Origin of the sequence: Phenylobacterium sp. (genome assembly GCF_030654915.1) — a bacterium.
Taxonomy (GTDB): domain Bacteria; phylum Pseudomonadota; class Alphaproteobacteria; order Caulobacterales; family Caulobacteraceae; genus Phenylobacterium.
The window spans coordinates 1-24940 of the sequence record NZ_JAURWM010000183.1; the positions used below are offsets into that span (position 1 = coordinate 1).

At 67.1% G+C, this 24940-nt stretch carries 18 protein-coding genes and 1 pseudogene; 12 read left to right on the forward strand and 7 right to left on the reverse strand.

The genetic code is table 11. The features are described 5' to 3' along the window. Window positions 1-704 (reverse strand): pyruvate kinase (locus Q7T84_RS09450; RefSeq protein ID WP_304808108.1); only part of this gene is annotated, 704 nt, incomplete at its 3' end. Window positions 705-907: 203 nt separating this feature from the next. Here Q7T84_RS09450 and Q7T84_RS09455 point away from each other — a divergent pair. Beyond that, the gene (locus Q7T84_RS09455; RefSeq protein ID WP_304808110.1) at window positions 908-2704 is read left to right on the forward strand and encodes a glycoside hydrolase family 15 protein; all 1797 of its coding nucleotides are present in this window, start codon (window positions 908-910) and stop codon (window positions 2702-2704) included. Window positions 2705-2764: 60 nt separating this feature from the next. Next, complete coding sequence (locus Q7T84_RS09460; RefSeq protein WP_304808112.1) at window positions 2765-2998, forward strand: DUF5961 family protein; 234 nt, start codon at window positions 2765-2767, stop codon at window positions 2996-2998. Between the two features lie 39 nt (window positions 2999-3037). Here Q7T84_RS09460 and Q7T84_RS09465 read toward each other — a convergent pair whose 3' ends face one another. Together Q7T84_RS09465 and zwf are read right to left on the reverse strand one after the other, a co-directional pair. Continuing rightward, window positions 3038-4540, reverse strand: coding sequence for an NAD(P)/FAD-dependent oxidoreductase (locus tag Q7T84_RS09465; RefSeq protein ID WP_304808114.1), 1503 nt, complete (start codon window positions 4538-4540; stop codon window positions 3038-3040). A 312-nt stretch (window positions 4541-4852) separates the two neighbouring features. After that, entirely contained in the window at window positions 4853-6313 is a 1461-nt protein-coding gene (gene zwf / locus Q7T84_RS09470) for a glucose-6-phosphate dehydrogenase (protein WP_304808116.1), read from the reverse strand. Window positions 6314-6473: 160 nt separating this feature from the next. Here zwf and otsB point away from each other — a divergent pair, with 160 nt between their 5' ends. From otsB to Q7T84_RS09490, 4 genes and pseudogenes are all read left to right on the forward strand, one after another. Next, a complete protein-coding gene (gene otsB, locus Q7T84_RS09475) occupies window positions 6474-7226 on the forward strand; it encodes a trehalose-phosphatase (RefSeq protein ID WP_304808118.1) in 753 nt (250 codons plus the stop codon). Then, a pseudogene (locus tag Q7T84_RS09480) lies at window positions 7223-8575 on the forward strand (trehalose-6-phosphate synthase); the annotation flags it as partial. The gene otsB and the pseudogene Q7T84_RS09480, both read left to right, overlap by 4 nt. A gap of 88 nt (window positions 8576-8663) precedes the next feature. Next, window positions 8664-11249 (forward strand): DNA ligase D, encoded by a 2586-nt coding sequence (gene ligD, locus Q7T84_RS09485; protein WP_370653641.1) that lies wholly within the window; start codon window positions 8664-8666, stop codon window positions 11247-11249. Between the two features lie 116 nt (window positions 11250-11365). Next, window positions 11366-11785, forward strand: coding sequence for an RcnB family protein (locus Q7T84_RS09490; RefSeq protein WP_304808122.1), 420 nt, complete (start codon window positions 11366-11368; stop codon window positions 11783-11785). A gap of 159 nt (window positions 11786-11944) precedes the next feature. On the opposite strand, the gene Q7T84_RS09495 is transcribed toward Q7T84_RS09490, so the two are convergent. Then, window positions 11945-12802: a Ku protein gene (locus tag Q7T84_RS09495; protein ID WP_304808124.1), complete on the reverse strand. Its 858-nt coding sequence runs from the start codon at window positions 12800-12802 to the stop codon at window positions 11945-11947. A gap of 50 nt (window positions 12803-12852) precedes the next feature. Then, on the reverse strand, window positions 12853-14373 hold the full coding sequence (locus Q7T84_RS09500) for a carboxylesterase/lipase family protein (protein WP_304808126.1): 1521 nt from the start codon (window positions 14371-14373) through the stop codon (window positions 12853-12855). Window positions 14374-14507: 134 nt separating this feature from the next. Between Q7T84_RS09500 and Q7T84_RS09505 the strand changes: the two genes are divergently transcribed. The 6 genes from Q7T84_RS09505 (at window position 14508) to Q7T84_RS09530 (ending at window position 23254) form a co-directional block, all read left to right on the forward strand. After that, window positions 14508-15296, forward strand: coding sequence for an ImuA family protein (locus Q7T84_RS09505; protein ID WP_304808128.1), 789 nt, complete (start codon window positions 14508-14510; stop codon window positions 15294-15296). Further along, window positions 15214-16740, forward strand: a complete 1527-nt coding sequence (locus Q7T84_RS09510) for a DNA polymerase Y family protein (RefSeq protein ID WP_304808130.1) — start codon at window positions 15214-15216, stop codon at window positions 16738-16740. Before Q7T84_RS09505 ends, Q7T84_RS09510 begins: the two co-directional genes overlap by 83 nt. Further along, window positions 16731-19952 (forward strand): error-prone DNA polymerase, encoded by a 3222-nt coding sequence (locus Q7T84_RS09515; protein ID WP_304808147.1) that lies wholly within the window; start codon window positions 16731-16733, stop codon window positions 19950-19952. Before Q7T84_RS09510 ends, Q7T84_RS09515 begins: the two co-directional genes overlap by 10 nt. A 51-nt stretch (window positions 19953-20003) precedes the next feature. Beyond that, complete coding sequence (locus Q7T84_RS09520; RefSeq protein WP_304808132.1) at window positions 20004-21134, forward strand: sialidase family protein; 1131 nt, start codon at window positions 20004-20006, stop codon at window positions 21132-21134. A 13-nt stretch (window positions 21135-21147) separates the two neighbouring features. Continuing rightward, window positions 21148-21411: a MoaD/ThiS family protein gene (locus Q7T84_RS09525; RefSeq protein ID WP_304808135.1), complete on the forward strand. Its 264-nt coding sequence runs from the start codon at window positions 21148-21150 to the stop codon at window positions 21409-21411. A 292-nt stretch (window positions 21412-21703) separates the two neighbouring features. Beyond that, window positions 21704-23254 carry a methyl-accepting chemotaxis protein gene (locus tag Q7T84_RS09530; RefSeq protein WP_304808137.1) on the forward strand — a complete coding sequence of 517 codons (1551 nt, stop codon included), beginning with the start codon at window positions 21704-21706 and terminating at the stop codon, window positions 23252-23254. Here the strand turns inward: Q7T84_RS09530 and Q7T84_RS09535 are convergent. Then, on the reverse strand, window positions 23251-23607 hold the full coding sequence (locus Q7T84_RS09535) for a hypothetical protein (RefSeq protein ID WP_304808140.1): 357 nt from the start codon (window positions 23605-23607) through the stop codon (window positions 23251-23253). The two genes, Q7T84_RS09530 and Q7T84_RS09535, sit on opposite strands and share 4 nt — an antisense overlap. A 54-nt stretch (window positions 23608-23661) precedes the next feature. Next, window positions 23662-24940 (reverse strand): phosphoglycerate dehydrogenase (gene serA, locus Q7T84_RS09540; RefSeq protein WP_304808145.1); only part of this gene is annotated, 1279 nt, incomplete at its 5' end.

Sequence of the window (24940 nt, forward strand, 5' to 3'; positions counted from 1 at the left end):
TCGCAGAGGTCCAGGATCTCATCGAGCGCCTCAAGCGCGGCGGGCTTTTCAATCTTGGCCAGCACGGCCGCGCGGCCCTGAACGATCTGCCGCAGCTCGGCCATGTCCGAGGCGCGCTGCACGAAGGAGAGCGCGATCCAGTCGACGCCCTCCTTCAGGGCGAAGGCCAGATCCTCGCGGTCCTTCGGCGTCAGGGCCGGGACCGGGATCGCATGGCCGGGAAGATTGAGCCCCTTGTGGTTGGAAAGCTGGTCGCCGGAAATCACCACCGTCTCGGCGAAACCCGGACCGCAGCTCCTGACTTTCAGCCGCACCCGGCCGTCGTCCAGCAGGATATCGGAGCCAGGGACCAGGGCTGCGAACACCTCGACCAGCGGCACGCCCACCCGCGAGGCGTCGCCAGGCATGGGCGAGGTGTCGAGGCGGAAGTCCTGGCCGGGCCTCAGGCGCACCATCCGGTCGGCGAACTCGCCCAGACGGATCTTCGGACCCTGCAGGTCGGCGAGCACCGCCAAGGGCCGGCCGACGGCGGCCTCGGCGGCGCGCACATTGGCGATGGTCTGCGCGTGGTCAGCATGGGTCCCGTGGCTGAAGTTCACTCGGAAGACATCGGCCCCCGCGGTGGCGAGCTCGATGACCTTGGACGCTTCGCGACTGGCGGGGCCAAGCGTGGCGACAATGCGAGCGCGGCGGGCGCGGATCATCTGACCTCCGAGAAGTGCGCGGGTAACCGGTGTCTATACCCGTTCGTCGCCGACGCGAGATCGCCCGCGCGCAATATGATCCAACGCGACAACATGGCGAACCTTTCCCCATTGAACGTTACGATCACCGGCCACCGCCCCAGTGCCGCCGCCTTTGCGCGGCTCATTCCTGAACCGAAGCCAGCTTCGCGGATTGCAGCCAGATGACCCAAAGCCTTGACCTGTTCCCCATCGGCAATTGCGCGGCCAGCGGCCTGATAGATCGGGCCGGACGGCTTGTCTGGGCCTGCGTGCCCCGAGTCGACGGGGATCCGGCGTTCTCAGCGCTGTTGAGCGGCGATCCGGATGAGCACGCCGACGCCCAGGGCTACTGGGCGGTGGAACTGGAAGACCAGGCCAGCGTCCGCCAGAGCTATCTGCGCAACACTCCGATCCTCGTCACCGAGATCACCGACAAGGCCGGCGCCGTCGCCCAGGTCATCGACTTCTGCCCGCGCTACCGGCAGTTCGGGCGGATCTACCGCCCGATGGCCTTCATCCGCCTGATCCGTCCGATCTTCGGAGTTCCGAAGATCCGCATCAAGCTGCGCCCGACCGTGAACTGGGGAGAGCGGCCGGCCGACCGAACCAACGGCTCAAACCACATCCGTTTCGTGGGCGGCGAGATGACCCTGCGCATGACCACCGACGCGCCGATCTCGCACATCAGCGGCGAGCGGCTGTTCCGGCTGGAGGAACCGGTCTCGATGTTCCTTGGCCCCGACGAGGGGTTTGATGCCGATCTCACCGCCACCACCGAGCGCATGCTCAAGGAAACCACCGCCTATTGGCGCAGTTGGGTGCGGACCCTATCGGTGCCGCTGGAGTGGCAAGAGGCGGTGATCCGCGCGGCGATCACCCTGAAGCTCTGCGCCCACGAGGAAACCGGGGCCATCGTCGCGGCCCTGACCACCTCGATCCCCGAGCACGAGAGCAGCCAGCGCAATTGGGACTATCGCTACTGCTGGCTGCGTGACGCCTATTACGTGGTGCAGGCGCTGAACCGGCTCGGCGCCGCCGATATGCTGGAGAACTATCTCGGCTATCTGCGCAACATCATCGACCGTTCCAAGGGCGGCCACGTCCAGCCGCTCTATGGCGTCGGGCTCGAGCCCTCGCTGACCGAACGGTTCGCCGAGCACTTGGCCGGATATCGCGGCATGGGACCCGTGCGGGTCGGCAACCAGGCCCACGAGCATCTGCAACACGACGTGTACGGACAAATCGTCCTGTCGACCGTACAGGCCTTCTTCGACGAGCGCCTTTTCCGGCCCGCCACGGTGGAGGATTTCTGCAGTCTGGAGCCGATTGGCGACCGCGCCTTCGAACTCCACGACCAGCCCGACGCCAGCCTATGGGAATTCCGGGGGCGGGAGAACGTCCACACCTACTCGGCGGTGATGTGCTGGGCGGCCTGCGACCGGCTGGGCAATGCGGCGGCCAAGCTAGGCCTGACCGATCGCGCCGACTTCTGGAACGACCGCGCCGCCACGGTGCGCGCGACCATCGAGGAGAAGGCTTGGAACAAGGAGTTGGGCCGGTTCGCCGCGACCTTCGGCGGCGACGAACTGGACGCCAGCCTGCTGCAACTGGTCGATGTGCGCTTCGTCAGTCCGGACGACCCGCGCATGGCCGCCACCATCGCCGCGGTCGAGAAGGGCCTGCGGCGTGGCCCCTACATGCTGCGCTACGCCATTCCCGACGACTTCGGCGAGCCGAAGACCGCCTTCAACATCTGCACGTTCTGGCTGATCGAGGCCCTGCACCTCTCGGGACGCTCAGAGGAGGCCCGGACCCTGTTCGAGGAAATGCTGGAGCGGCGAACCGCCGCGGGCCTGCTCTCGGAGGACATCGCCTTCGACGGCGCCGAGCTCTGGGGCAACTATCCGCAGACCTACTCGCTGGTCGGGCTGATCAACTGCGCGACCATGCTATCGCGGCCCTGGTCGTCGGTGCGCTGAATCCTTTTGGCGAATCATGGATTCCTTAGGGGTGACGCGGAAAGGCGGCCCATGAGAGACATGACCGAAGTCCTTCGACGCTTCGAGGCCCACGCGGCCGACGAGGATCGCAAGGCGACACATGAAGTCTATGGCGAGAGTTTCGAGGACGCGGCCTTCGCCTTCATCGAGCGATGGCGGCCCGCCGCCGACGCGCAAGGCGAGATCCAAGTCCAGCTAACCGACTGCGAAAGCGGAGAGCGCCAGTGCTTCCGCCTGGACTTGGACGACGGTCAAGTTGGCCTTTGTGGCTAAGAAGCTCCGCGCCGGGACGAACCGGCGCGGAGGTCCTGGTCACTCGTAGACGAAGGCCTTGTCGTCGAGATCGATGGCCGGCAGTTCGTCCTTCTCGGCCCAGTAGTCTTGGGTGTGGCGCCACTCCGGCTTGTTGCCGCTCTTGGGCAGCAGGTGCATGCCACGCATCAGGTAGCCAGGATTGAAGTTCTCCGGATCAATCCACGGCTCCAGGACCATGTCCTTGTCCTCGGGGCGTAGAGCCGGAACCACCCGCTTGGCGCCCTTGGCCTTCATGTGGTTGAGCAGGCGCGGCACGAAGTCGCCGATCAGGTCGGCGCGAAGCGTCCAACTGGCGCGGAAATAGCCAAACACCCAGATCAGGTTCGGCACGCCAGTGAACATCATGCCGCGGTAGTTCACGGTCTGAGAGAAATCGAGCGGCTTGCCGTCGATGTGGAAATCAATGTCGCCCAGCACATTGAGGTCGAAGCCGGTGGCGGTGACGATGATGTCGGCCTCCAGCGTCTCGCCCGATTTCAGCAGGATACCGTTCTGCGTGAAGGCCTCGATCTCGTCGGTGACCACCGAGGCTTTGCCCGAGGCGATGCCTTGGAACAGGTCGCCGTTCGGCACGAAGGCGATGCGCTGGCGCCAGGGCCGGTAGCGCGGCGTGAAGTGCTTGTCGACGTCGTAGTCCTCGCCCAGGAAGGCCCGAACGCCGGCCAGCAGATCCTTGGTGACTGACTCCGGCTCTTCGAGAGCCCGGCGCGTGAACGCGGCCTGGTCGAACAAGATCTTCTTGCGGACGATCTCGTGGACCCAGTTCTCGTCGATCTCCAGCTCGCGCAGGGTGTCAGCCAGTTCGTTGGCGTTACGGCCTGGGATGAAATAGGTCGGCGAACGCTGCAGCAGCGTGACGTGCTCGACGTCGGCGGCGATGGCCGGGACCAGGGTCGCGGCCGTGGCGCCCGAGCCGATGACGACGACCTTCTTGCCTTTGTAGTCCAGGTTCTCGGGCCAGGTCTGCGGGTGGACGATCAGACCCTTATAGGTCTCCATCCCCGGCCACTCGGGCGTGTAGCCTTCCGAATGCCGGAAATAGCCCTGGCACATCCAGAGGAAGTTGGTGGTGAAGGACGCGGTTTCACCGGTGTCGGTCCGCACCGTCTCCAGAGTCCACAGATTGTCCTGGCTGGACCAGCGCGCCGAGGTGATCTTGGTCTTGTATTGAATGTGACGGGCCAGATCATGGTCGTCGATGACCTCGCCCATATAGGCCAGGATCTCTTCGGCCGTGGCGATGGGCGTGCCCTTCCACGGCTTGAAGCGGTAGCCGAAGGTGTAGAGGTCGCTGTCGGATCGGATGCCAGGATAGCGGTGGGTATGCCAGGTGCCGCCGAAGCTCTCCTGGCTCTCCAGCACCGTGAAGCTCGTCCCCGGACTTTGCTGAATTAGGTGATAGGCTGAGCCGACCCCCGAAATTCCCGCCCCGACGATGATGACGTCGAAGTGCTGAGTCTTGGCCTTTGCCTGCACGGCAAGCGTTTCCGTCCCTGTCATCGTTCCCAGTCTTTTGTTGTTGGCGGTTTCCCGCATCCCCTCGCCGCCAGGGTTTCACCCCGTACAGTTCGGCTCCTTGACTGAAATCAATATAGGTTATCGGTGATAACCGAAAGTGGGAGCTTGGCGTCCAGCCGCGGATGCCGCGACCTGAATTCCTCTCCCTCGGGAGAGGTTAGGTGAGGGGGCGTTGCGCAGCGGCGCTTTACGCTCCATCGACGGCGCGGCGGCAGGGGCCGCTCCCCCTCACCCGGCCTCTCCCCCGCAAGCGGGGGCGAGGAGCAGGCGAGGACAGGCGCCCCCGCCCGGACCTCAGTCGTACCAGGCGCGGTCCGAGCGTTCGATCAGCGCGAAGGCGCCGGCCGGACCCCAACTGCCGGCCGCATAGGGCTTGGGCGCCATGCCCGATTCACGCCAAGCCTCGGCCACGCCATCGATCCATTCCCAAGCCCGCTCGACCTCGTCACGGCGCACGAAGAGCGTGCGATTGTTCTGGATGACGTCGAGGATCAGCCGCTCATAGGCGATGCGCCGCCGAGCGTTGGGGCCGGAATAGGCCTTGGCCAACGACAGCGACAGCGGCAGCGATTGCAGACGCATCCCGCGCTCGGCCAAGCCGGGCGCCTTGTTCATCAGCAGCAGTTCGATGTCCTCGTCCGGCTGCAGGTCGATGACCAGACGGTTGGCGGCAAGGTCGGCCTTGGCCGCGCCATCGAAGATCGAGTGCGGCACCGGCTTGAACTGGATGGCGATCTGAGTGCGACGCTCAGGCAGGCGCTTGCCGGTCCGCAGGAAGAACGGAACGCCGGCCCACCGCCAGTTGTCGATGTCGACGCGCAGGGCGACAAAGGTCTCGGTGTCGGTCGGCTGGCCGCGTTCGGCCTCGTAGCCACCCGCCGAGGCTCCGCCCGACATGCCCGCAGCGTACTGACCGCGCACGCTGACCGTCTGAACGTCGGCGCGGGTCACGGGTCGCAGCGAGCGCAGCACCTTGACCTTCTCGTCACGGACCGAGTCCGGCTCCATGTCCGAGGGTGGCTCCATCGCCACCAGGCACAGCAGCTGGAGCATGTGGTTCTGCACCATGTCGCGCAGGGCGCCGTATTCGTCATAGTAGGGCCAGCGATCGCCGACGCCCTCGGTCTCGGCCACGGTGATCTGCACGTGGTCGATGGTCAGGTTGTTCCAGAGCGGCTCAAACAGGGTGTTGGCGAACCGCAACGCCAGCAGGTTCTGGACGGTTTCCTTGCCAAGGTAGTGATCGATCCGGAAAATGCTGTCTTCCGGGAAGACCTCGGCCACCTCGCCGTTGATGACCTTGGAGCTCTCCAGGTCGCGGCCGATCGGCTTTTCCAGTACAATGCGAGTCTTGGGCGTCGCCAGCCCGGCCTGGGCCAGAGCCCCGCAGACCCGGCCGTAGATGCTGGGCGACAGCGCCAGATAGAAGATCGAAATGCGCGCCTCGCCGAGCGCGACCTTCAGTTCAGCCATCCCCTCCGGCGTCGTCGCGTCGGCGCCGACATAGTTCAGGCGCTGCTCGAACCGGGCCCAGACCTTCGCGTCGAGGTCGGCGCGAGCGCCGACGGACTTCTTGACCTCGGCGACGAAGGCCTCGCGGCTCATCTCGGCCCGCGCCGTGGCTATGATCGCGAAGCGGTCAGCAAGGAAGCCGTCGGCGTCCAGCGAGTACAACGAGGGGAAGAGCATCTTCTGGGCGAGATCGCCCGTGCCGCCGAACAGAACGATCACATCGGCGAGAGGCTGCTCTGCCATCGGTGTCACCTTTTCGCGAGATTGCACTATCAGGGGGGCATAGCGACGTTCGAGGATGCAACGTCAAGCCCTTCTCACGGGTTCATTCTGTTGGACCCCGAGGAATTTGGATCGAACCGCCGCCGCAGACGTTCTTCGTGGCCGCCGGACGAAAGTAGACATGAGCGTAGATGAACTGAGTGTCGGGCTGAGCAGGCCCCCGGAACGACTGGCGCTGAGCGGCGCCGCCCTCTTCCTTGATCTGGACGGCACCTTGGCGCCGATCGCCGAGCGGCCGGAGGATGTTCGTCCCGATCCGCGCCGCACCGACCTGTTGCAAAAACTGGGCGTTCGGCTGGAGGGTCGACTGGCCGTCGTCAGCGGCCGCTCGCTCTCGGAAATCGACCATATCCTTGAAAGCCGGGTGACCTGCGTCGCCGCCATCCATGGCCTGGTCCGACGCGACGCCCAGGGGGTGATCGGCGAGGCCGCGCCCCATCCCGGCCTGGTCGCGGCGCGAGCGGCCCTGCGCGAATTCGCCGAGCGCGACGCCCGCCTGTTGATCGAAGATAAGGCGCTCAGCCTGACCATGCACTATCGTCAGGCGCCGGACCGCGCGCCCGAGGTCATCGACCTGGCTGAACGAATCGCCACCACCACCGGCCTCACCCTGCAACCGGGCGACATGGTCGTGGAATTGCGGACCCCTGGCGCCAGCAAGGGCGACTCCATCCGCGCCTTCATGGCCGAGGAGCCGTTCCGCGGCGCCCGGCCGATCTTCCTGGGCGACGACCTGACCGACGAGCACGGCTTCTTCGCCGCCCGGCAACTGGGCGGCTACGGGATCTTGGTCGGCCCCGCGCGCAAGACCACCGCGACCTATCGCATGGAGGGTGTCGAAGCCGCCCTCACCTGGCTGGAGGCCGCCGAATGAGCCGGCTGATCGTCGTCTCCAATCGCGTCAACCCGCCGACCGGCAAGGGCGACGAAACGGTGGGCGGCTTGGCCATGGCGCTAGCCGCGGCGCTGCGCGAGTATTCGGGCCTGTGGTTCGGTTGGAGCGGCAAGACCACGCCGGAGTTCACCGGCCACCTGAACCTGCAGCGGGTCGAAGGCGTGACGGTCGCAACCGTCGACCTCGAGGAAGCCGACCTCAACGAGTACTACAACGGCTACGCCAACAAGACGCTGTGGCCGCTGTTCCACTATCGGCAGGACCTGACCGCCTACGACCGCTCGTTCAACGAGGGCTATGAGCGGGTCAACCGGCGCTTCGCCGAGACCCTGCGTCCGCTGATTGAGCCGGATGATCTGATCTGGATCCACGACTATCACCTGATCCCGCTGGCGCGCGAACTACGCCGCCTGGGCGTGAAGAACCGCATCGGCTTCTTCCTGCACATCCCGTGGCCGGCCCACCAGCTGATCACCACCCTGCCCCGCCACAAGAAGCTGGTGGAGGCGCTGTTCGCCTATGACCTGGTCGGCTTCCAGACCCCGGAATATCGCCAGGCGTTCGAGGAATATGTGCTGAGCGAGGCCGACGGCGTCGCGGTCGGCACGAGCACCCTGCGCGCCTTTGGCCGCACGGTGCAGGTCGGAGACTTCCCGATTGGCATCGACGCGGCCGAGTTCGGCGAGATGGTCAATTCCGAACGCGCCCACCGCACCTATGACGTGATGACGGCCCATACGGCCTTCCGCAAGATGATCGTGGGGGTCGACCGGCTCGACTATTCCAAGGGGCTGGAAGAGCGCTTTCTCGGCTTCGAGCGCCTGCTGGCCGATCACCCGCACCTGCGCCGCGAGGTGCTGATGCTGCAGATCGCGCCGGTCAGCCGTGAGGGCGTCGAGGCCTATCAGGAGATCCGCGCTCGGTTGGACGCCCTGTCCGGCCGCATCAACGGCGAATACGCCGATATCGACTGGAACCCAGTCCGCTACGTGAACCGCAATTATCGCCGCGACGAACTGGCCGGCGTCTATCGGGCCGCCAAGGTTGGGCTGGTGACGCCGCTGCGTGACGGCATGAACCTGGTCGCCAAGGAATTCGTCGCCGCCCAGGATCCGGACGATCCGGGCGTGCTGGTGCTGTCGCGGTTCGCCGGCGCGGCCAACCAGATGCCCGAGGCGTTGCTGATCAATCCGAACAGTCCCGAGGATATCGCCGAGGCGCTGAACCGGGCGCTCAACATGGATTTGGCGGAGCGAATCGAGCGGTGGCGCGCTCTCTTCGACAACGTTCAGCGCGAAGACGTCACCGCTTGGCGCGACGCCTATGTCGGCGCGCTCGCCGCCATCCGGCCAGGCGTCCATCGCAAAGCCGCCGAGGGACCGCTTTATGGCGAACAAGCTCGCCCGCTATCAGTCCATGAGAGACTTTACCCGGACGGCGGAGCCCAGCGGCCGGGAGAAGGCGCCCCCCTCGAAACAGCTGCGCTACGTGATCCAGAAGCACGCGGCGACGAGACTGCACTACGACTTCCGTCTGGAACTGGACGGGGTCTTCAAGTCCTGGGCCGTGACCAAGGGTCCCTCCCTCGACCCACACGATCGTAGGCTGGCGGTCGAGGTCGAAGACCATCCCCTCGACTACGGTGACTTCGAAGGCACGATCCCCAAGGGTCAGTACGGCGGCGGCTCGGTCATGCTGTGGGACCGGGGTTATTGGGCGCCCGAGCCCGGAACCGACGCGCATGAGGGGCTGGAAAAGGGCGATCTGAAGATCGTGCTGGAAGGTCAGCGCCTGCACGGCGGCTTCGTTCTGGTGCGCATGAAGCATGATCGCAACGGCGGCAAGGCCACCAACTGGCTGCTGATCAAGCATCGCGACGACTTCGCCAAGGAGGGCGACGGCGAGACCCTGCTGACCGAAAACGCCACCTCGGTCGCGTCTGGCCGAACCATGGAGGCTATCGCCGAAGGCAAGGGCAAGGGTCCGACTCCGTTCATGAAGGCCGGCAAGGCCAAGGCCCGCGCCGACGACGTGTGGCAGAGCAAGCCCAAATCGGTCGCGCGCCCGTCCAAGCCGCTGGCCGCCCCTCCGGCGCCGAAGCTGAAACCCGCGCCGCCGCCCCGCTTCGTCGAACCACAGCTTTGCAAGTCGGTCGAACGGCCGGCGAACGGCGCTGGCTGGGGCCATGAGGTCAAGTTCGACGGCTACCGCCTGCAGCTGCGCGTCGAAGGCGGCAAGGCTGTCGTCCGCACCCGCAAGGGGCTCGACTGGACCGAAAAGTTTCAGGCGATAGCCGGGGCTGCGTCCGTTCTGCCCGATTGCATTCTGGATGGTGAAGCGGTGGCGCTCGACCACGAGGGCCAGCCCAGTTTTCATGCCCTCCAGGCCGCGCTGTCCGAGGGCAAGACGGAGGATTTGATCTATTTCGCCTTCGATCTGCTGTTTGCCGGCGGCGATGATCTGCGCGGCTTGCCGCTGCGCGATCGCAAGGAAGCCCTAAGGCTGGTGCTGAAAGCAGGCGATCCCAGGCTTCGCTACGTCGAACACTTTGAGACCTCCGGGGAGGCGGTCTGGCAATCAGCCTGCCGGCTCAACCTGGAAGGCATTATTTCCAAACGACTGGACGCCGCCTATCGCTCCGGGCGCTCCGAAAGCTGGACCAAGGCCAAGTGCCGCGCGGGCCACGAGGTGGTGATCGGCGGGTGGACCGGCGAGAAGGGCCAGCTTCGCTCGCTGCTGGCCGGCGTTTATCGCGAAGGGCGGCTTGTCTATGTCGGCAGGGTCGGGACCGGCTTTGGACGCGAGACGGTCGCCCGCGTGCTGCCGAAATTAGAGGCGGTCGCCGCCCGGGCCAGCCCGTTCAAAGGGCCGAACGCCCCGTCCAAGGCCGCCAACGTCCACTGGGCCAAGCCCGAGCTGGTGGCCGAGATCGAATTCGCGGGCTTCACCGGCGACGGCAATGTCAGGCAGGCCGCGTTCAAGGGACTGCGCGAGGACAAGCCGGCCCAAGAGGTGGAAGCCGAAACGCCGGCGCCCGCCGAGGACACCGAACTCGCCGAGCCCACCCCGCGCCCACCGGCCAAGAAAGGAAAGTCCAGCATGGGCGAACCTGTCGTCATGGGCGTGACCATCTCCAGCCCCGACAAGGCGTTGTGGCCGAACTCGGCGGATTCGCCCGAGCCGGTGACCAAGCTCGAGTTGGCGCGCTACCTCGAAGAGGTCGGCCCGTGGATGATGCGGCACATAGAGGGCCGCCCCTGTTCGATCATCCGCACGCCGGACGGGATCGGCGGCGAGCAGTTCTTTCAGCGCCACGCCGGCAAGGGCTCTTCCCCCCTGATCAACCAAGTCGAGGTCAGCGGCGATCACGCGCCCTATCTGCAGGTGGATAGGGTCGAGGCCCTGGCGGCCCTGGCCCAGATCGGGGCTACAGAATACCACCCCTGGAACTGTCGACCGCATGAGCCGGAGATCCCCGGCCGGCTGATCTTCGACCTCGACCCCGGCCCGGGCGTGACCTTCGACGACGTGGTCGCCACCGCCCGCGACGTGCGCGACCGGCTGGAGGAACTGGGCCTCATCGCCTTCTGCAAGACCACCGGCGGCAAGGGGCTGCATGTCGTGACCCCGCTCAGCCCGCCGAAGGGCAAGCTGGACTGGCCGACCGCCAAGGCCTTCGCCAAGAAGCTTTGCGAGCAGATGGCCGCCGACGAGCCGGACCGCTACGTGGTCAACATGGCCAAGAAGCTGCGCGATGGCCGGATTTTCCTGGACTATCTGCGCAACGACAGGCTCTCGACCGCCGTGGCGCCGTTGTCGCCGCGGGCCAGGGAGGGAGCCAGCGTCTCCTTCCCGCTGAATTGGAGCCAGGTGAAGGCCGGCCTCGACCCGCTGCGCTACACGGTCCGCACAGCCCCCGTCCTGCTGAAGAAAACCACCGCCTGGGCTGACTACACCGACAGCGAACGATCGCTGGAAACCGCCATCAAGCGTCTGGGCTGAAACAACTCCGCCGCATACGTGGCGCGGGGATGAACCTAACCCAAACAGAACGGTTCAGCTTAGGCTCAGCGGGCGCCCCTCATGATGTCTCCAACAGTTTGAGTAAGGAGATCGCCATGAAGAAGATCCTGACCGCCGCCGTCGCCCTATCCGTCCTGGTCGGCGCCGGGGCCGCGAACGCCCAGCCTTACCGCAACGATCATCGCGATCACCGTGACGACCGCAGGGTCGAGCAGCAGTACGACCGCCGGATGGACAAGGCCGAGCGCAAGTACGACCGCGACGTCCGCAAGGCCGACCGCCGCTATCGCGCCAACGCCTATCAGCGCCCGCCCGGCTACACCTATCGTCAGTGGAACCGCGGTGACCGCCTGCCGCCGTCGTATCGGGCCGAGCGCTACCGGGTCGACTATCGCCACTACGGCCTGCGCGCGCCGCCCCGCGGTTACTACTACACCCGCGTCGACAACGACGTGGTCCTAGCCGCCGCCGCCACCGGCCTGATCAGCTCGATCGTCGTCGGTATGTTCCAGTAGGGGCTCCTCCCCTCCACAAATCGTCATCCCCGGGCCTTGTCCCGGGGATCCATAGACGCCGAGAAACCCATCGCGGAGTCTATGGATTGCCGGCTCAAGAGGCCGGCCATGACGAACTGGTGGGGAAAACCCGGCCTCTCCCGAGGGAGAGCAGGAGAGCTAAGACGCCCGCTTCCGAGCGGGCGTCTTTCTTGCGGCTGGCTTCTTCTCAGCCGCGCGGGGCGTGGTCTTGCGCCTTGAACCGCCCTCGCCCAGGCTGCGGCGCAGCGCCTCCATCAGGTCGATGACCTCGGCCTCCTTGGGCTCGGCCACCGGCGCGACCACGCCGTGGTTCTTTTCCTTTTCCGCGATCAGCTTGCGCAGCGCGGTCTCATAGCGATCAGTGAACTCGCTGGGGTCGAACGGCCCCTCAAGCTGATCGATGATCTTCTCGGCGATGGCGACCATCTTGGTGTCGGCCTTGACGTCCGGAATGCTTCCAAAGAACTCGGCAGGATCGCGCACCTCGCTATTGGAACGGATGGTGTAGGCGACGATGCCCTGGTCACGCGGCTCCAACGCCATCACCCGTTCGCGCTGGTGCATGACCACGCGGGCCAGCGCCACCTTACCGGCCCCGCTCATCGCCTCACGGATGACGCTGAAGGCCTCGACCGCCATCTCGCCGTCGGGCGCCAGGAAGTACGGGTCGTTCCAATAGAGCCGGTCGATCTGCGCCTCATCCACGAACCGCTCGATGTCGATGGTCCGGGTGGTCTCCAACCGCACGTTCTTGATCTCCTCGTCGGTAACGACGACGTAGCGGCCCTTCTCGATCTCGTAGCCCTTGACGATATCGGCGCGCTCGACCGGCCCGGTGTCCGGGTCGGTTGGGATCATCCGGATACGGTTGTGGGTCGCCTTGTGCAGCATGTTGAACGACACATCGGCGCTGCGCGAGGTGGCCGTGTATAGAGCCACGGGGCAGCTGACGAGCGACAGGCGCAAATAGCCTTGCCAGGTGGGGCGCGCGGCCATGTCCGGACTCCGAGATCTGATCAGAGTCAGGAAACGCCGAGCGTAGCGATTCAGTTCGCCGGCAAGCTCAAGGTCGGCAGGGCGGCGGCCTGCTGGACGTCGAGCTGGCCCCTACGGAAGCCGTCCCGCACCCCGCTCTGCGCGCCGAATTCGACCAGTTGGTCCTTGGCGGGATCGTAGGCCGGCCAGGCGATATCGCACCTGGGGGCGCCCGCCTTGGCGAAGGCGACCCAACAGCCGTGCATCAGCTTGGCCATCGCCTTGTCGTCGGCCGCCACCATGCTCTCGGGCGTGCGGCGACCCCAGTATTCGAAGACGTACTGGATCTCGGCGGCGTGGGCGGCGCTGGTCACCCCCATCGGGCGGAAGCGCGAGCCGACATAGGAGAAGTGGTAGAGCCAGGCCGGCTTGCCGCCCGCCGCCTCGGCCGCGATCCAGCGCGCCGGCGCGATCATGAAACGGTCGCCGAAGGCGGCGCGGACCAGGGCCTCGTCGCCCTTGGCGGCTTCCGCCACATAGGCGGCCTTGGCGGGCGCCGGGATGGCGGCGGCCAGGGCCGAAGCGTTCGGCAGGCTGCGGCCCATCAGCGAATCCTCGCCGGAATTGGCCCCGATGATCAACGGCACATCAGCCGCTCGCCCCGCGGCGAAGGCTTGGGACGGGGTTTCCTTGAGCAGCCGGCCATCAACGGACGGGCCATAGTCGCCGGTCAGGGTCTGCGCGATCAGCCGCTCGGCTGGAACGGCGCGCAGATCGGCGGCCGTGGCGTTATCCAGGCCAAGCGTGGCGGCCACGGCGACCCCAGCGGCTTCCTTACCGGCCAAGGTTGAGGGCGCGAACCAGCCGCCGCCCGACTGCACCGCCGCCTGCTGGAACAGCTCCTTGGCCTTGGGCGTGGCGAGGATCGCCAGCGTGCTCATGCCGCCGGCGCTTTCGCCAAAGACCGTGACGTTATTCGGATCGCCGCCGAAGGCCGCGATGTTGCGCTGGACCCATTCCAAGGCCGCGATCTGGTCCATCAGGCCGTAGTTGCCGACCGCCTCGGACTTGCCGGCGGCCTTGGTCAGGGCCGGGTGGGCGAAATAGCCGAGCGGCCCGAGGCGGTAGTTGATCGAGACCAGCACCACTCCATCGCGGGCGAAGTTCTGGCCGTCATAGATCCACCCCGCTCCGGACCGATGCGAACCGCCGTGGAGCCAAACCATGACCGGCGCCTTGCCCTCGATCTTGTCCTTTAGCGGCGCGAAGACGTTGAGCTGCAGGCAGTCCTCGCTGACCGGCCCGTTGGCGCTGCCCTCGTTGGGCGTGCCGTCGGGCTTCATCTGTTGCGGGCAAGAGGGGCCGTTCTGGGTGGCGTCGCGCGCACCGCTCCAGGCGAGCGGCTTCTTCGGCGCGGCCCAGCGCAGGTCGCCGACCGGCGGGGCGGCGTAGGGAATGTTTTTGAAGATCCGCGCCCGGTCGGTCTGGGCGCCGGCCAGTACGCCGCTCTCGACCTTCACGGTCGCGTCCTGAGCTTGCGCCGCCGAGGCCAAGGCCAGCGCGCCCATAATGATCGCACCTGTTCGCAGCATGGCGGTTTCCCCTGACCCGACGGCTGGCGAGCATTCGGTGCGGCCGCGCCGAGGTCAAGGCGACTCCACCGTGAGGTGCTTGACTCTTTCGCTCCCAATTCTAGAACAAAATAAGAACAAAGGATCTAGGAGCCATGTCCGAATTTCGCGACGACCGCCTGGCGGCGCTCAAGGCGAAGATCGCCGCCCTTGAGGCGGGCGGACGGTCGGACTCTGAATCCCTGCCCTTCGGAGCACCCCAGATCGACGACTGTTTCCTGGGCGGCGGATTGGCTCTGGGTCAATGGCACGAGTTCACCGGGGCAGGTATGGAGGTGGAGACCGCCGCCTCGCCGGCCGCCTTCGCCGCCCTGGTCGCCGCCCCGCTCGCCCGGCGCGGCGAGGCCGTCTGGGTGCTGCGGCGCGACGACCTGTTCGCGCCGGGGCTTGCCGGACTGGGCTTTCCGGCCGAGCGGCTGATCCAGGTCTGCGCCCGCGACGAAGCCGAGGCCCTGGCCATCACCGAGGACGCCTTGGCCACGGTCGGCGTCGCCGCCGTGTTCGCCGAGGTGGAGGCGGTTGATCTCACCGCCGGCCGGCGCCTGCAACTGGCCTGCGAGAAGCGCGGCTCAACCGGTTTCGTGATCCGCCGCCGGCCCTATGGCGGGCAGGAGCGCACGACCGCCTCAGGCTCGGCGGCCGCCACCCGATGGAAGATCGCCCCGGCCGCTAGCGAACCCGGGCCGGGGGAGTTTGGTCTCGGCCCCCCACGCTGGCGGGTTGAACTGGAACGCTGCCGGGGCGGCCGAACCGGCGCCTGGCTGATGGAGGCCCAAACCGCATTCACCTGGGAGGCCGGACATGGCCCGCATCCTCTGCGCCTGGTCCCCGAACTGGGCGATCGCCAATTGGCGCCGGCGCAACCCGTCAGACTGTCCGCCTAAACCGTTCGGCCTGATCGAAACGGTGAAGGGCGCGCGCCGGCTGGCGGCGGTGGACAAGGCCGCGCGCGCCGCCGGCCTCTACGTCGGCCAAAAAGCCACCGACGCCATGGCCCTCGTCCCCGAACTCGTCACCGCCGAGGCCGAGCCGGAGGCGGACGCCGCCGCCCTGACCGCCCTGGTTGACTGGGCGGTGCGGTTTTCTCCCGCCGTGGCGCCCGACGCGCCCGACGGACTGTTCCTCGACATCTCCGGGGTCTCGCACCTGTGGGGCGGGGAAGCCGAACTCATGGCCGACTTCCGCGCCCGGCTGGCCGCCAACGGCCTGCACTTCCGCTGCGCCATCGCCGACACGGCCGGCGCGGCCTGGGCCCTGGCTCACCACGGCAAGGGCGTGGAGATCATCGCGCCGCCGAACGGCCAGGCCGACCTGCTGGCCTATCTGCCGCCTGCGGCTCTACGGCTGGAGCCCCAGGCCGCCGCCCAGATGGAGCGGCTGGGCCTGCGCCTGCTATTCCAGATCATCGGCCTGCCGCGCGCGCCGCTGGCCCGCCGGTTTGGCAAACAGACCTTGATCCGGCTGGATCAGGCCATGGGCCGGGCCGACGAGGCCCTGAGCTTCCGCCGCCCACCGCACCCCTGGTTCGCGCGGCTGGCCTTCTTCGAGCCGATCAGCGTGCTGGAGGACCTGCAACGGGTCAGCTTCGACGTCGCCGCCAAGCTTTGCGCCCGGCTGGAACAGGAGGGCCAAGGCGCCAAGCGCTTCGTCATCGCCTTCCACCGGCTGGACGGAAAAGCCTTTCCCCTAACCATCGGCCTGTCGCTGGCCGGCCGCGATCCGGCCCGTATCGCCAAGCTGTTCGCCCCCAAGCTGGAGACTATCGACCCCGGCTTCGGGATCGACGTGGTGACCCTGGAGGCCGAGGCGGTGGAACCGGTTTCCGGCCGCCAGGTCCGGCTCGACACCGGCGCGGAGGCCGCGGTCGAGGACGGCCTCGCCCCCCTGGTCGACCGGCTGACCAACCGGCTAGGCGAGGGCCGGGTCTGGAAAGCCGTGCCGGTGGCCAGCCACGTGCCCGAACAATCGACCCGGCACGCCGCCCCGATGAAGGCGGTGATGGGCGCCGGCTGGAACCCCGAAGCCCCCCGCCCCCTGCGCCTGTTTCGCCAGCCCGAGCCGCTGGAGAATGTCATGGCCCTCACCCCCGACGATCCCCCCCGCCAGTTCCAGTGGCGCAAGCGCATCCACCGCGTCCTCCAAGCCGAGGGTCCCGAGCGGATCGGCGCCGAATGGTGGCGGGCCGACATCAACACAGTCAGCGTCAGCCACGTTCGCGACTACTACCGGGTCGAGGACCAGGACGGCGCGCGCTTCTGGGTGTTCCGCGAAGGCCTCTACAGCGCCGGCGTCGAAGCTCGCTGGTGGCTGCACGGGGTATTCGGATGACCCGCTACGCCGAGCTCCAGACCACCACCAATTTCTCGTTCCTGCGCGGAGCCTCTCACCCCCATGAGCTGGTGACCGAGGCCAGCGTCCTGGGCATGGCGGCCATTGGGATCACCGACCGCAACTCGCTGGCCGGCGTGGTGCGGGCCTGGTCGCAGATGCGGAAGCTGAGAGGAACGCCACTGGCGGTGAAGGCGCTGACCGGGTGCCGGCTCGACTTCGCCGACGATACGCCGTCCCTGCTCTGCTACCCCACCGACCGCGAAGCCTATGGCCGCCTGACCCGCCTGCTGACCGTGGGCCAGCTTCGCTCGGAGAAGGGCGAGTGCGACCTGCGCTGGGCCGACTTCACTGATCATTCCGAGGGCCAGCTCATCCTCGTCGTCCCGCCAGCCAAGCTGGATGACGACTTTGAACGCCGGCTGCGCCAGATCGCCGGCGACCTGCGCGGCGACGTCTGGCTGGCGGCCTCGCGCCCCTATGGCGCGCGCGACCTGCACCGGCTCTCGCGGCTGGCGGCGCTGGCGGAGTCCTCCGGTGCGCCGATGGTCGCCACCAACGACGTCCTCTATCACCGCCCCGACCGCCGGAACCTGCAGGACGTGCTGACCTGCATCCGCGAGACCTGCACCATCCACGACGCCGGCCTGCGGCTGGAGGCCAATGGCGAGCGGCATCTGAAATCGCCCGCCGAGATGGCCCGGCTCTTCCAACGCTTCCCCGGCGCGGCGGAACGCAGCGTCGAGATCGCCGAGCGGGTCAAGTTCGACCTTGAACAGCTCAAGTACGAGTATCCCGACGAGCCGGTGCCGCCGGGCAAGACCGCGATCCAGCACCTGAGCGACCTGACCTGGGAAGGGGCGCAGTGGCGCTTCGAAAAGGGGATGGGCGACAAGGAGCGGCGGACCATCCAGCACGAGCTCGACCTGATCGAGAAGCTGGGCTTCGCCAATTATTTCCTCACCGTCCACGATATCGTCGCCTGGGCGCGCAGCCAGGACATTCTTTGCCAAGGCCGCGGCTCCGCGGCCAATTCCTGCGTCTGCTTCTGCCTGGGCGTCACGGCCGTCGACCCGACCAAGGATGACCAAAGCCTGCTGTTCTCGCGCTTCATTTCCGAGAAACGTGGCGAGCCGCCGGACATCGACGTCGACTTCGAGCACGACCGCCGCGAGGAGGTTATGCAGTACGTCTATCGCCGCTATGGCCGAGATCGCGCTGCCATCGTGGCGACCGTCATCCATTACCGGCCGCGCATGGCGATCCGCCAGGTCGGCAAGGCGCTGGGCCTGACCGAGGACGTCACCGCCGCCCTGGCCGACACCATCTGGGGCAGCTGGGGCGAGGAAGTGCCTGACAGCTATGTCACCCAGGCGGGTCTCGACCCGGCCAATCCCGAGATCCGCCGAGCGGTGCGCCTGGCCACCGAACTGCTCAAGTTCCCTCGCCACCTCTCCCAGCACGTGGGCGGCTATGTCCTGACCCAGAGGCGGCTGGACGAGACAGTGCCCATCGGCAACGCCGCCATGAAGGAACGCACCTTCATCGAATGGGACAAGGACGACATCGACGCCATCGGCCTGATGAAGGTCGACGTCCTGGCGCTGGGCATGCTGACGGCTCTGAAGAAGAGCTTCGACATGATCCCGGAAGACGACCCCCTGGTGAGGCGCAAGATCACCGACATCGCCCACATTCCGCAGGAAGAGGAGGGCGTCTACGACATGCTCTGCAAGGCCGATTCCGTCGGGGTCTTCCAGGTGGAAAGCCGAGCGCAGATGTCGATGCTGCCCCGGCTGAGGCCTCGCAAATTCTACGACCTGGTGGTCGAGGTGGCGATCGTCCGCCCCGGCCCGATCCAGGGCGACATGGTCCATCCCTATTTGAAACGACGAAACGATCCAGACCTCGTCGACTATCCCCGGCCAGGCTCGGAGTTTCCGCAAGACGAACTGGAAGGCATTCTCAAGAAAACTCTGGGCGTACCGCTCTTCCAGGAGCAGGCGATGCGGATCGCCATCGAGGCGGCGCAATTCACCGAGGACGACGCCGATGGTTTGCGCCGGTCCATGGCCACCTTCCGTCATCACGGCAACGTCGGCGACTACGAAACCCAGTTCCTGGAGGGCATGAAGAACCGCGGCTACGACCCGGCCTTCGTCGAGCGCTGCTTCAAGCAGATCGAGGGCTTCGGCTCTTACGGTTTCCCGGAGAGCCATGCGATCAGCTTCGCCCTGCTGGTCTACGCCTCGGCCTGGGTGAAGTGGCGCTGGCCGGACGCCTTCCTGGCTTCGCTGCTGAACAGCCAGCCGATGGGGTTCTACCAACCGGCCCAACTGGTCCGTGACGCCCGCCAGCATGGGGTGGAGGTCCGCGGCCCTGACGTGCTGGCCAGCGACTGGGATTGCACGCTGGAACCCTCGCCCAAGCACGACCGGTTTCGCGCGGTGCGGCTGGGCCTGCGGCAGATCAAGGGGTTCAGCGAGGAAGAAGCCAAGCGCTTGGTCGCCGCCCGCAAGGAGGGAGTACGCAGCATCGATGATTTCGCGGTCCGCGCGGGACTGTCGCGCCGCTCGCTGGAACTGCTGGCCGAGGCCGACGCCTTCGCCTGCCTGGGCCTGACCCGACGCCAGGCGCTGTGGGCGGTGAAGGGCCTGGCCGATGAGACCGGCAGCCTGAAGACCGCGCCCTTGCTGGCGGCCATGGGGGTGGTCGAACATCAGGTGGAGTTGCCGCTGATGAACCTGCCGCAGGAGGTGACCGAGGACTACCGGACCACCAGCCTGTCGCTGAAGGCCCATCCGGTCGGCTTCTTCCGCGAGAGCCTGAACAGCCTCGGCGCCGTTCCAGCCCGCGAACTGGCGCGGATGCGGGACCGCAAGCTGGTTACGGTCGGCGGTCTGGTGCTGGTGCGCCAACGGCCTGGCACCGCCAAGGGCGTCACCTTCCTGACCCTGGAGGACGAAACCGGCATCGCCAATATCGTGGTCTGGAAGGACGCCTTCGACGCTAATCGCCGACTTGTCATGACCTCGTCGTTCCTGGTGGTGCACGGCCAGGTCCAAAGCGAGAGCAATGTCGTCCACGTGGTCGCCCGCCGCTTCACCGACCTCTCGCACCGGCTGTCGGAAATGAAGGAGGAGGACGGCCCGGCGCCGCGCATCCACAGCCGGGTCACCGGCGGGCTGGTCCGCAGCCGCGATTTCCATTGATCCACCTTGATCGTGTAAGGTGGGCCAAGAAACCCTGACAGGGAGGACGCCATGTCCGCCGCGGTTCAGCTTCTCGTCGGCACCCGCAAAGGCGCCTGGATTTACCGGAGCGACCCCGAGCGCAGGACCTGGTCCGTGCAAGGGCCGATCTTCCTGGGCCATATCGTCAATCACCTTGTGCTCGATCCGCGCGACGGAAAGACGCTGCTGATGGCGGCTTCCACCGGGCATCTTGGCCCCACCATCTTCCGCTCGACCGATGGCGGACAGACCTGGGCCGAGGCCCAGCAGCCGCCGGCCTTCCCCAAGGTGGCGACAAACGGCGACGCCCCGGCCCGCGCGGTGGATCACAGCTTCTGGCTGGAACCTGGCCACGCCAGCGAGCCCGGCGTCTGGTGGGCGGGAACCTCGCCGCCCGGTCTGTTCCGCAGCGCCGACGGCGGCGCGACCTGGGACAGCGTCGCCGGCTTCAACGACCATCCGATGTACTGGAACTGGTGCCCAGCGGACGGCGGGACCCCGGACGGCGCGCTGCTCAACCAGATCCAGATCGACCCGCGCGACGCTGCTCACATGTACATCGCCACCTCGACCGGCGGTGTGTTCGAGAGCCGCGATCAGGGCGCCAGCTGGGCCCCGCTAAACCAGGGCGTCGAGGCGAATTTCATGCCCGATCCCTATCCGGAATATGGCCAGGACGCCCACTACATCGCCCTAGCCCCCACCATGCCTGACCGCATCTGGCAGCAGAACCACTGCGGCATCTACCGGCTGGACCGGCCCGGCGAGCGCTGGGACCGGATCGGCCAGGCCATGCCCGCAGAGATTGGCGACATCGGCTTCACCATCGTTCCCCATCCCCGCCAAGCCGACACCGCCTGGGTCTTCCCCATGGACGGCACCGAGGTCTGGCCCCGCACCAGTCCGGGCGGCAAGCCGGCCGTCTACCGGACCCGCGACGCCGGGGCGAACTGGGAACGCCAGGACGCGGGCTTTCCCACGCAACAGGGCTGGTTCACCGTCAAGCGCCAGGCCTTCTGCGCCGACCAGGCCGCGCCGCTCGGCCTCTATCTGGGCGCCACCAATGGCGAGGTCTGGATGAGCGACGACGAGGGCGGGTCCTGGCGCACCATCGCCCAGCACCTGCCGGAGATCTATTCGGTGGTGGCGGCGCCGCTCTAGAGGTTCGGGTCTGATGGTTCAGGTGCTCCTCCCCTCGCAGCTCACCTCCTACACCGACGGGATCAGCCGGTTGGAGGCGGCCGGCGACTGTATCGGCCAGGTGTTGGACGATCTCGACGCCCGCTTTCCGGGCCTGAAATTCCGGGTGGTGGACGAACAGGACCGCATCCGTCGCCACATGCGGATCTTCCGCAACGGCGACCGCGCCCAGGACCTGCGCCTTGGCCTCAGCGACCGCGACGAGGTGCTGATTTTCGGGGCGCTATCGGGGGGCTAGAACCGCGGCCGGGCCACGGCCTGCGACCAAATGCCCGCCGCCGCCGCACGCCGCATTCACACCTGATTAGCCGCTGCGATGCGAGTTCTCGCCGCGAAGTCGCACCATCCTCGCCGCGCGACGAGAGAGAGCCATAAGCGCCGAAGTTCGTTTCCCGACCCGCACCATCGCCCTGGTCCTGGCGGTATCCACCTGCCTGATTGCCTGGCTCATCTGGACCGGCGAGAACATCGGCGGAAAGCTGACGGCGGCCAGTGAACGGGCCACGGCGGGCGCGCAGGCGCTGGGCGAGATGGCCCGGCTGGACGAGGCGCTGACGAGCTCGGCTCGATTGGCCGCCGCCACCGGCGAACCGAAGTGGAAGGTCCGCTATGACGACCTGTCGCCCAAGTTCGACAAGGCGGTCGAGGACGCCCAGGCCCTGGCCAGCCCCGCGCTTCGCGACCAGTACAAGACCACGACGGACGCCGCGAACGCGAACCTGCTGAAGCTGGAGGACGCGGCGCTAGCTGCGGCGACGCCGGCCGACGCCCAGGCGATCCTGGACGGGCCCGCCTACACCCAGGCCAAGCAGATCAACCTCGCCGGCGGCGAGGCCTTCGCCAAGGGCTTGGCGGCCGAGACCGCCGCCGTCGTCGCTTCTGCGCGCGCCGCCCAGCACCGTTCCCTAATGTTCACCCTGGTCGGCTCGGCGGTGATGGCCGGCGGCTGGTTCGTCCTGATCCGCACCCTGCTCGCCTGGCGCCGCAATCTGGACCAGGCGCAGCGTGAACACGACCGCCAGCTCGAGGCCCAGCGTGCCTTGGAGACCAAGCTGGCCGCCGAACAGGCCGCTGCCGCCCAGGAGCGTGAACGCCTCGCCGAAGCCAAGCGCGTCGCCGATACGAAAGCCGCCGCCGAACAGCAGGAGGTGGTGAGCGCCCTGGCCCAGGGCCTGTCGAATCTGTCGGCCGGAGATCTCACGTTCCGCCTCAACGCCAGCTTCGCGGCTGAGTACGAGCAGCTGCGGGCCGACTTCAACGCCGCCGTCGCCAAGCTGCAATCCACCATGGGCGGTATCGCCGGCGCCTCCAACGGCATCCGATCCGGCACCCACGAGATCAGCCAGGCCTCGAACGATCTGGCCCGCCGCACCGAGCAACAGGCCGCCAGCCTGGAAGAGACCGCCGCGGCCCTGGATCAGATCACCGCCACCGTGCGCCAGACCGCCGCCGGCGCCGAACAGGCGCGGCAATCCATGGCCTCCACCCAGACCGACGCCGAGCATGGCGGCGACGTGGTCAACCGGGCGGTCAGCGCCATGGGCGCCATCGAGACTTCCTCCGGCGAGATCGCCAAGATCATTGGGGTGATCGACGAAATCGCCTTCCAGACCAATCTGCTGGCCCTGAACGCCGGCGTCGAGGCGGCGCGAGCCGGCGAGTTCGGCCGCGGCTTCGCCGTGGTCGCCTCCGAGGTTCGCGCCCTGGCCCAGCGCTCGGCGGAGGCCGCGCGCGAAATCAAGGCCCTGATCTCGACCTCCAGCGAACAGGTCGGCCTGGGTGTCAGCCTTGTCGCCGAGACCGGCGCAGCCTTGAAGCGGATCGTCGTTCAGGTGACCGAGGTGAACAGGGTGATCGCCACCATCGCCGCCTCGGCCAAGGAGCAGGCCACCGGCCTGGCCGAGGTCAATGTCGCGGTCAATCAGATGGACCAAGTGACCCAGCAAAACGCCGCCATGGTGGAAGAGGCCACGGCCGCCGCCAACGGCCTGGCCGGCGAGACCGGCGAACTCGCGCGTATGATCGGCGAATTCCGCACCGGCGTGGCCGAGACCGAACCTCGCATCGCCAGGGCGGCCTAACCTTCAGGCAGGATCTCGTCGGGCTCTGGGGTCACTGGAAAACGGACGGCGATGATCTCGTCCTGGCCGGCCATCCAGGCCTTGGCCACGCGGTGGCCACCGTCCATCAGCCTACCCTCGGCGCAGAGGATGACGGGATAGGCGGGGTCGGCCTGGGCGATCCGCTGCGCGTGCTTGGCGACTTCGCGGATGGTCGGAACGTGGCGTCCGACGAACCAGCAGTCCTGCTCGAATTCAGGAATGTCAGCGAGCTTCACCGAGATCACCGGCAGCTCGGCGGCCAGGGCCCAAAGCCGCTCGGTCCACCATAGTCCGCGCCCGTCAGCGACAGGGCGCGTGTATTTGTCAGCCATGGATACGTCCTCCCTCCCCGCAGCAAAGCTCACGGGGAAGGAGGACGCAAAGTCTTAGAACCGCAGGGTGCGGGCTTCTTTCACGTGCGGCAGGGCGCGGATCTTGGCGACCAGCGCATCGGCCGGGTCCTGGTCGACGCCGACCAGGGCGATAGCGTCCTCGCCGGCCGAGACGCGGCCGAGGTTGAAGGTGGCGATATTGACGCCTTCCTCAGCCAGCAGCGCGCCGAGCGCACCGATGAAGCCCGGCTTATCCAGGTTGTTCACATAGAGCATGGTGGAGGCGAACGGGGCGTCCAGGTCCATGCCCTTGACCTCGATCACGCGCGGCGCGCCGGCCATGACCGTGCCCGCGAACGAACGCTTGCCCAGGGTGGTGGTGACGGTGATCCGCACCAGGCTGTCGTAGATGGGCGAGTCGTCCTGCTTGCTTTCCGAGACGGTGATGCCGCGATCCTTGGCGACGGCCGGGGCCGAGACCATGTTCACGTCTTCCAGCATCGGACGCAGGACGCCGGCTAGGGCGGCGGCGGTCAGCGGACGGGTGTTGAGGTTGGCGACCTCGCCCTCATAGGCGATGTCCACGGCCTTGACCTCGACGTCGACCATCTGGCCGGCGAAGGCGCCCAGGCGCTCGGCCAGGGCCACGAAAGGCTTCAGCTTGGGAGCTTCGTCCGCGGTGACCGACGGGCTGTTCAGGGCGTTGGTGACGGCGCCGGTGAGCAGGTAGTCGCTCATCTGCTCGGCCACCTGCAGGGCGACGTTTTCCTGGGCTTCCATGGTGGAGGCGCCCAGGTGCGGCGTGGCGATGAAGTTCTCGGCGCCGAACAGCACGTTTTCCTTGGCCGGTTCCTCGATGAACACGTCGAAGGCCGCGCCGCCGATGTGGCCGTCGTCCAGGCCCTTGCGCAGGGCCGCTTCATCGACCAGGCCGCCGCGGGCGCAGTTGACGATCAGTACGCCCTTCTTGGTCTTGGCCAAGTTCTCGGCCGACAGGATGTTGCGGGTCTTGTCGGTGAGCGGGGTGTGCAGGGTGATGACGTCGGCGCGGGCCAGCAGCTCGTCCAGTTCCACCTTCTCCACGCCCAGCTCCACGGCGCGTTCCGCCGACAGGAAGGGGTCGTAGGCCACGACCTTCATCTTCAGGCCGTTGGCGCGGTCGGCGACGATGCCGCCGATGTTGCCGGCGCCGATCAGGCCCAGGGTCTTGGCGTACAGTTCCACGCCCATGAAGCGGTTCTTCTCCCACTTGCCGGCCTGGGTCGACTGGTCGGCGGCGGGCAGTTGGCGGGCCAGGGCGAACATCATCGCGATGGCGTGCTCGGCGGTGGTG

What these genes read in the sequence shown, in the direction of transcription:
- Q7T84_RS09490 (WP_304808122.1), top strand. Translation starts at nt 11,366, where the DNA reads ATGAAGAAGATCCTGACCGCCGCCGTCGCCCTATCCGTCCTGGTCGGC.
- zwf (WP_304808116.1), bottom strand. Translation starts at nt 6,313, where the DNA reads ATGGCAGAGCAGCCTCTCGCCGATGTGATCGTTCTGTTCGGCGGCACG.
- ligD (WP_370653641.1), top strand. Translation starts at nt 8,664, where the DNA reads ATGAGAGACTTTACCCGGACGGCGGAGCCCAGCGGCCGGGAGAAGGCG.
- Q7T84_RS09495 (WP_304808124.1), bottom strand. Translation starts at nt 12,802, where the DNA reads ATGGCCGCGCGCCCCACCTGGCAAGGCTATTTGCGCCTGTCGCTCGTC.
- Q7T84_RS09510 (WP_304808130.1), top strand. Translation starts at nt 15,214, where the DNA reads ATGGCCCGCATCCTCTGCGCCTGGTCCCCGAACTGGGCGATCGCCAAT.
- Q7T84_RS09520 (WP_304808132.1), top strand. Translation starts at nt 20,004, where the DNA reads ATGTCCGCCGCGGTTCAGCTTCTCGTCGGCACCCGCAAAGGCGCCTGG.
- Q7T84_RS09460 (WP_304808112.1), top strand. Translation starts at nt 2,765, where the DNA reads ATGACCGAAGTCCTTCGACGCTTCGAGGCCCACGCGGCCGACGAGGAT.
- Q7T84_RS09525 (WP_304808135.1), top strand. Translation starts at nt 21,148, where the DNA reads ATGGTTCAGGTGCTCCTCCCCTCGCAGCTCACCTCCTACACCGACGGG.
- otsB (WP_304808118.1), top strand. Translation starts at nt 6,474, where the DNA reads ATGAGCGTAGATGAACTGAGTGTCGGGCTGAGCAGGCCCCCGGAACGA.
- Q7T84_RS09465 (WP_304808114.1), bottom strand. Translation starts at nt 4,540, where the DNA reads ATGACAGGGACGGAAACGCTTGCCGTGCAGGCAAAGGCCAAGACTCAG.
- Q7T84_RS09505 (WP_304808128.1), top strand. Translation starts at nt 14,508, where the DNA reads ATGTCCGAATTTCGCGACGACCGCCTGGCGGCGCTCAAGGCGAAGATC.
- Q7T84_RS09500 (WP_304808126.1), bottom strand. Translation starts at nt 14,373, where the DNA reads ATGCTGCGAACAGGTGCGATCATTATGGGCGCGCTGGCCTTGGCCTCG.
- Q7T84_RS09455 (WP_304808110.1), top strand. Translation starts at nt 908, where the DNA reads ATGACCCAAAGCCTTGACCTGTTCCCCATCGGCAATTGCGCGGCCAGC.
- Q7T84_RS09535 (WP_304808140.1), bottom strand. Translation starts at nt 23,607, where the DNA reads ATGGCTGACAAATACACGCGCCCTGTCGCTGACGGGCGCGGACTATGG.
- Q7T84_RS09530 (WP_304808137.1), top strand. Translation starts at nt 21,704, where the DNA reads ATGGCCCGGCTGGACGAGGCGCTGACGAGCTCGGCTCGATTGGCCGCC.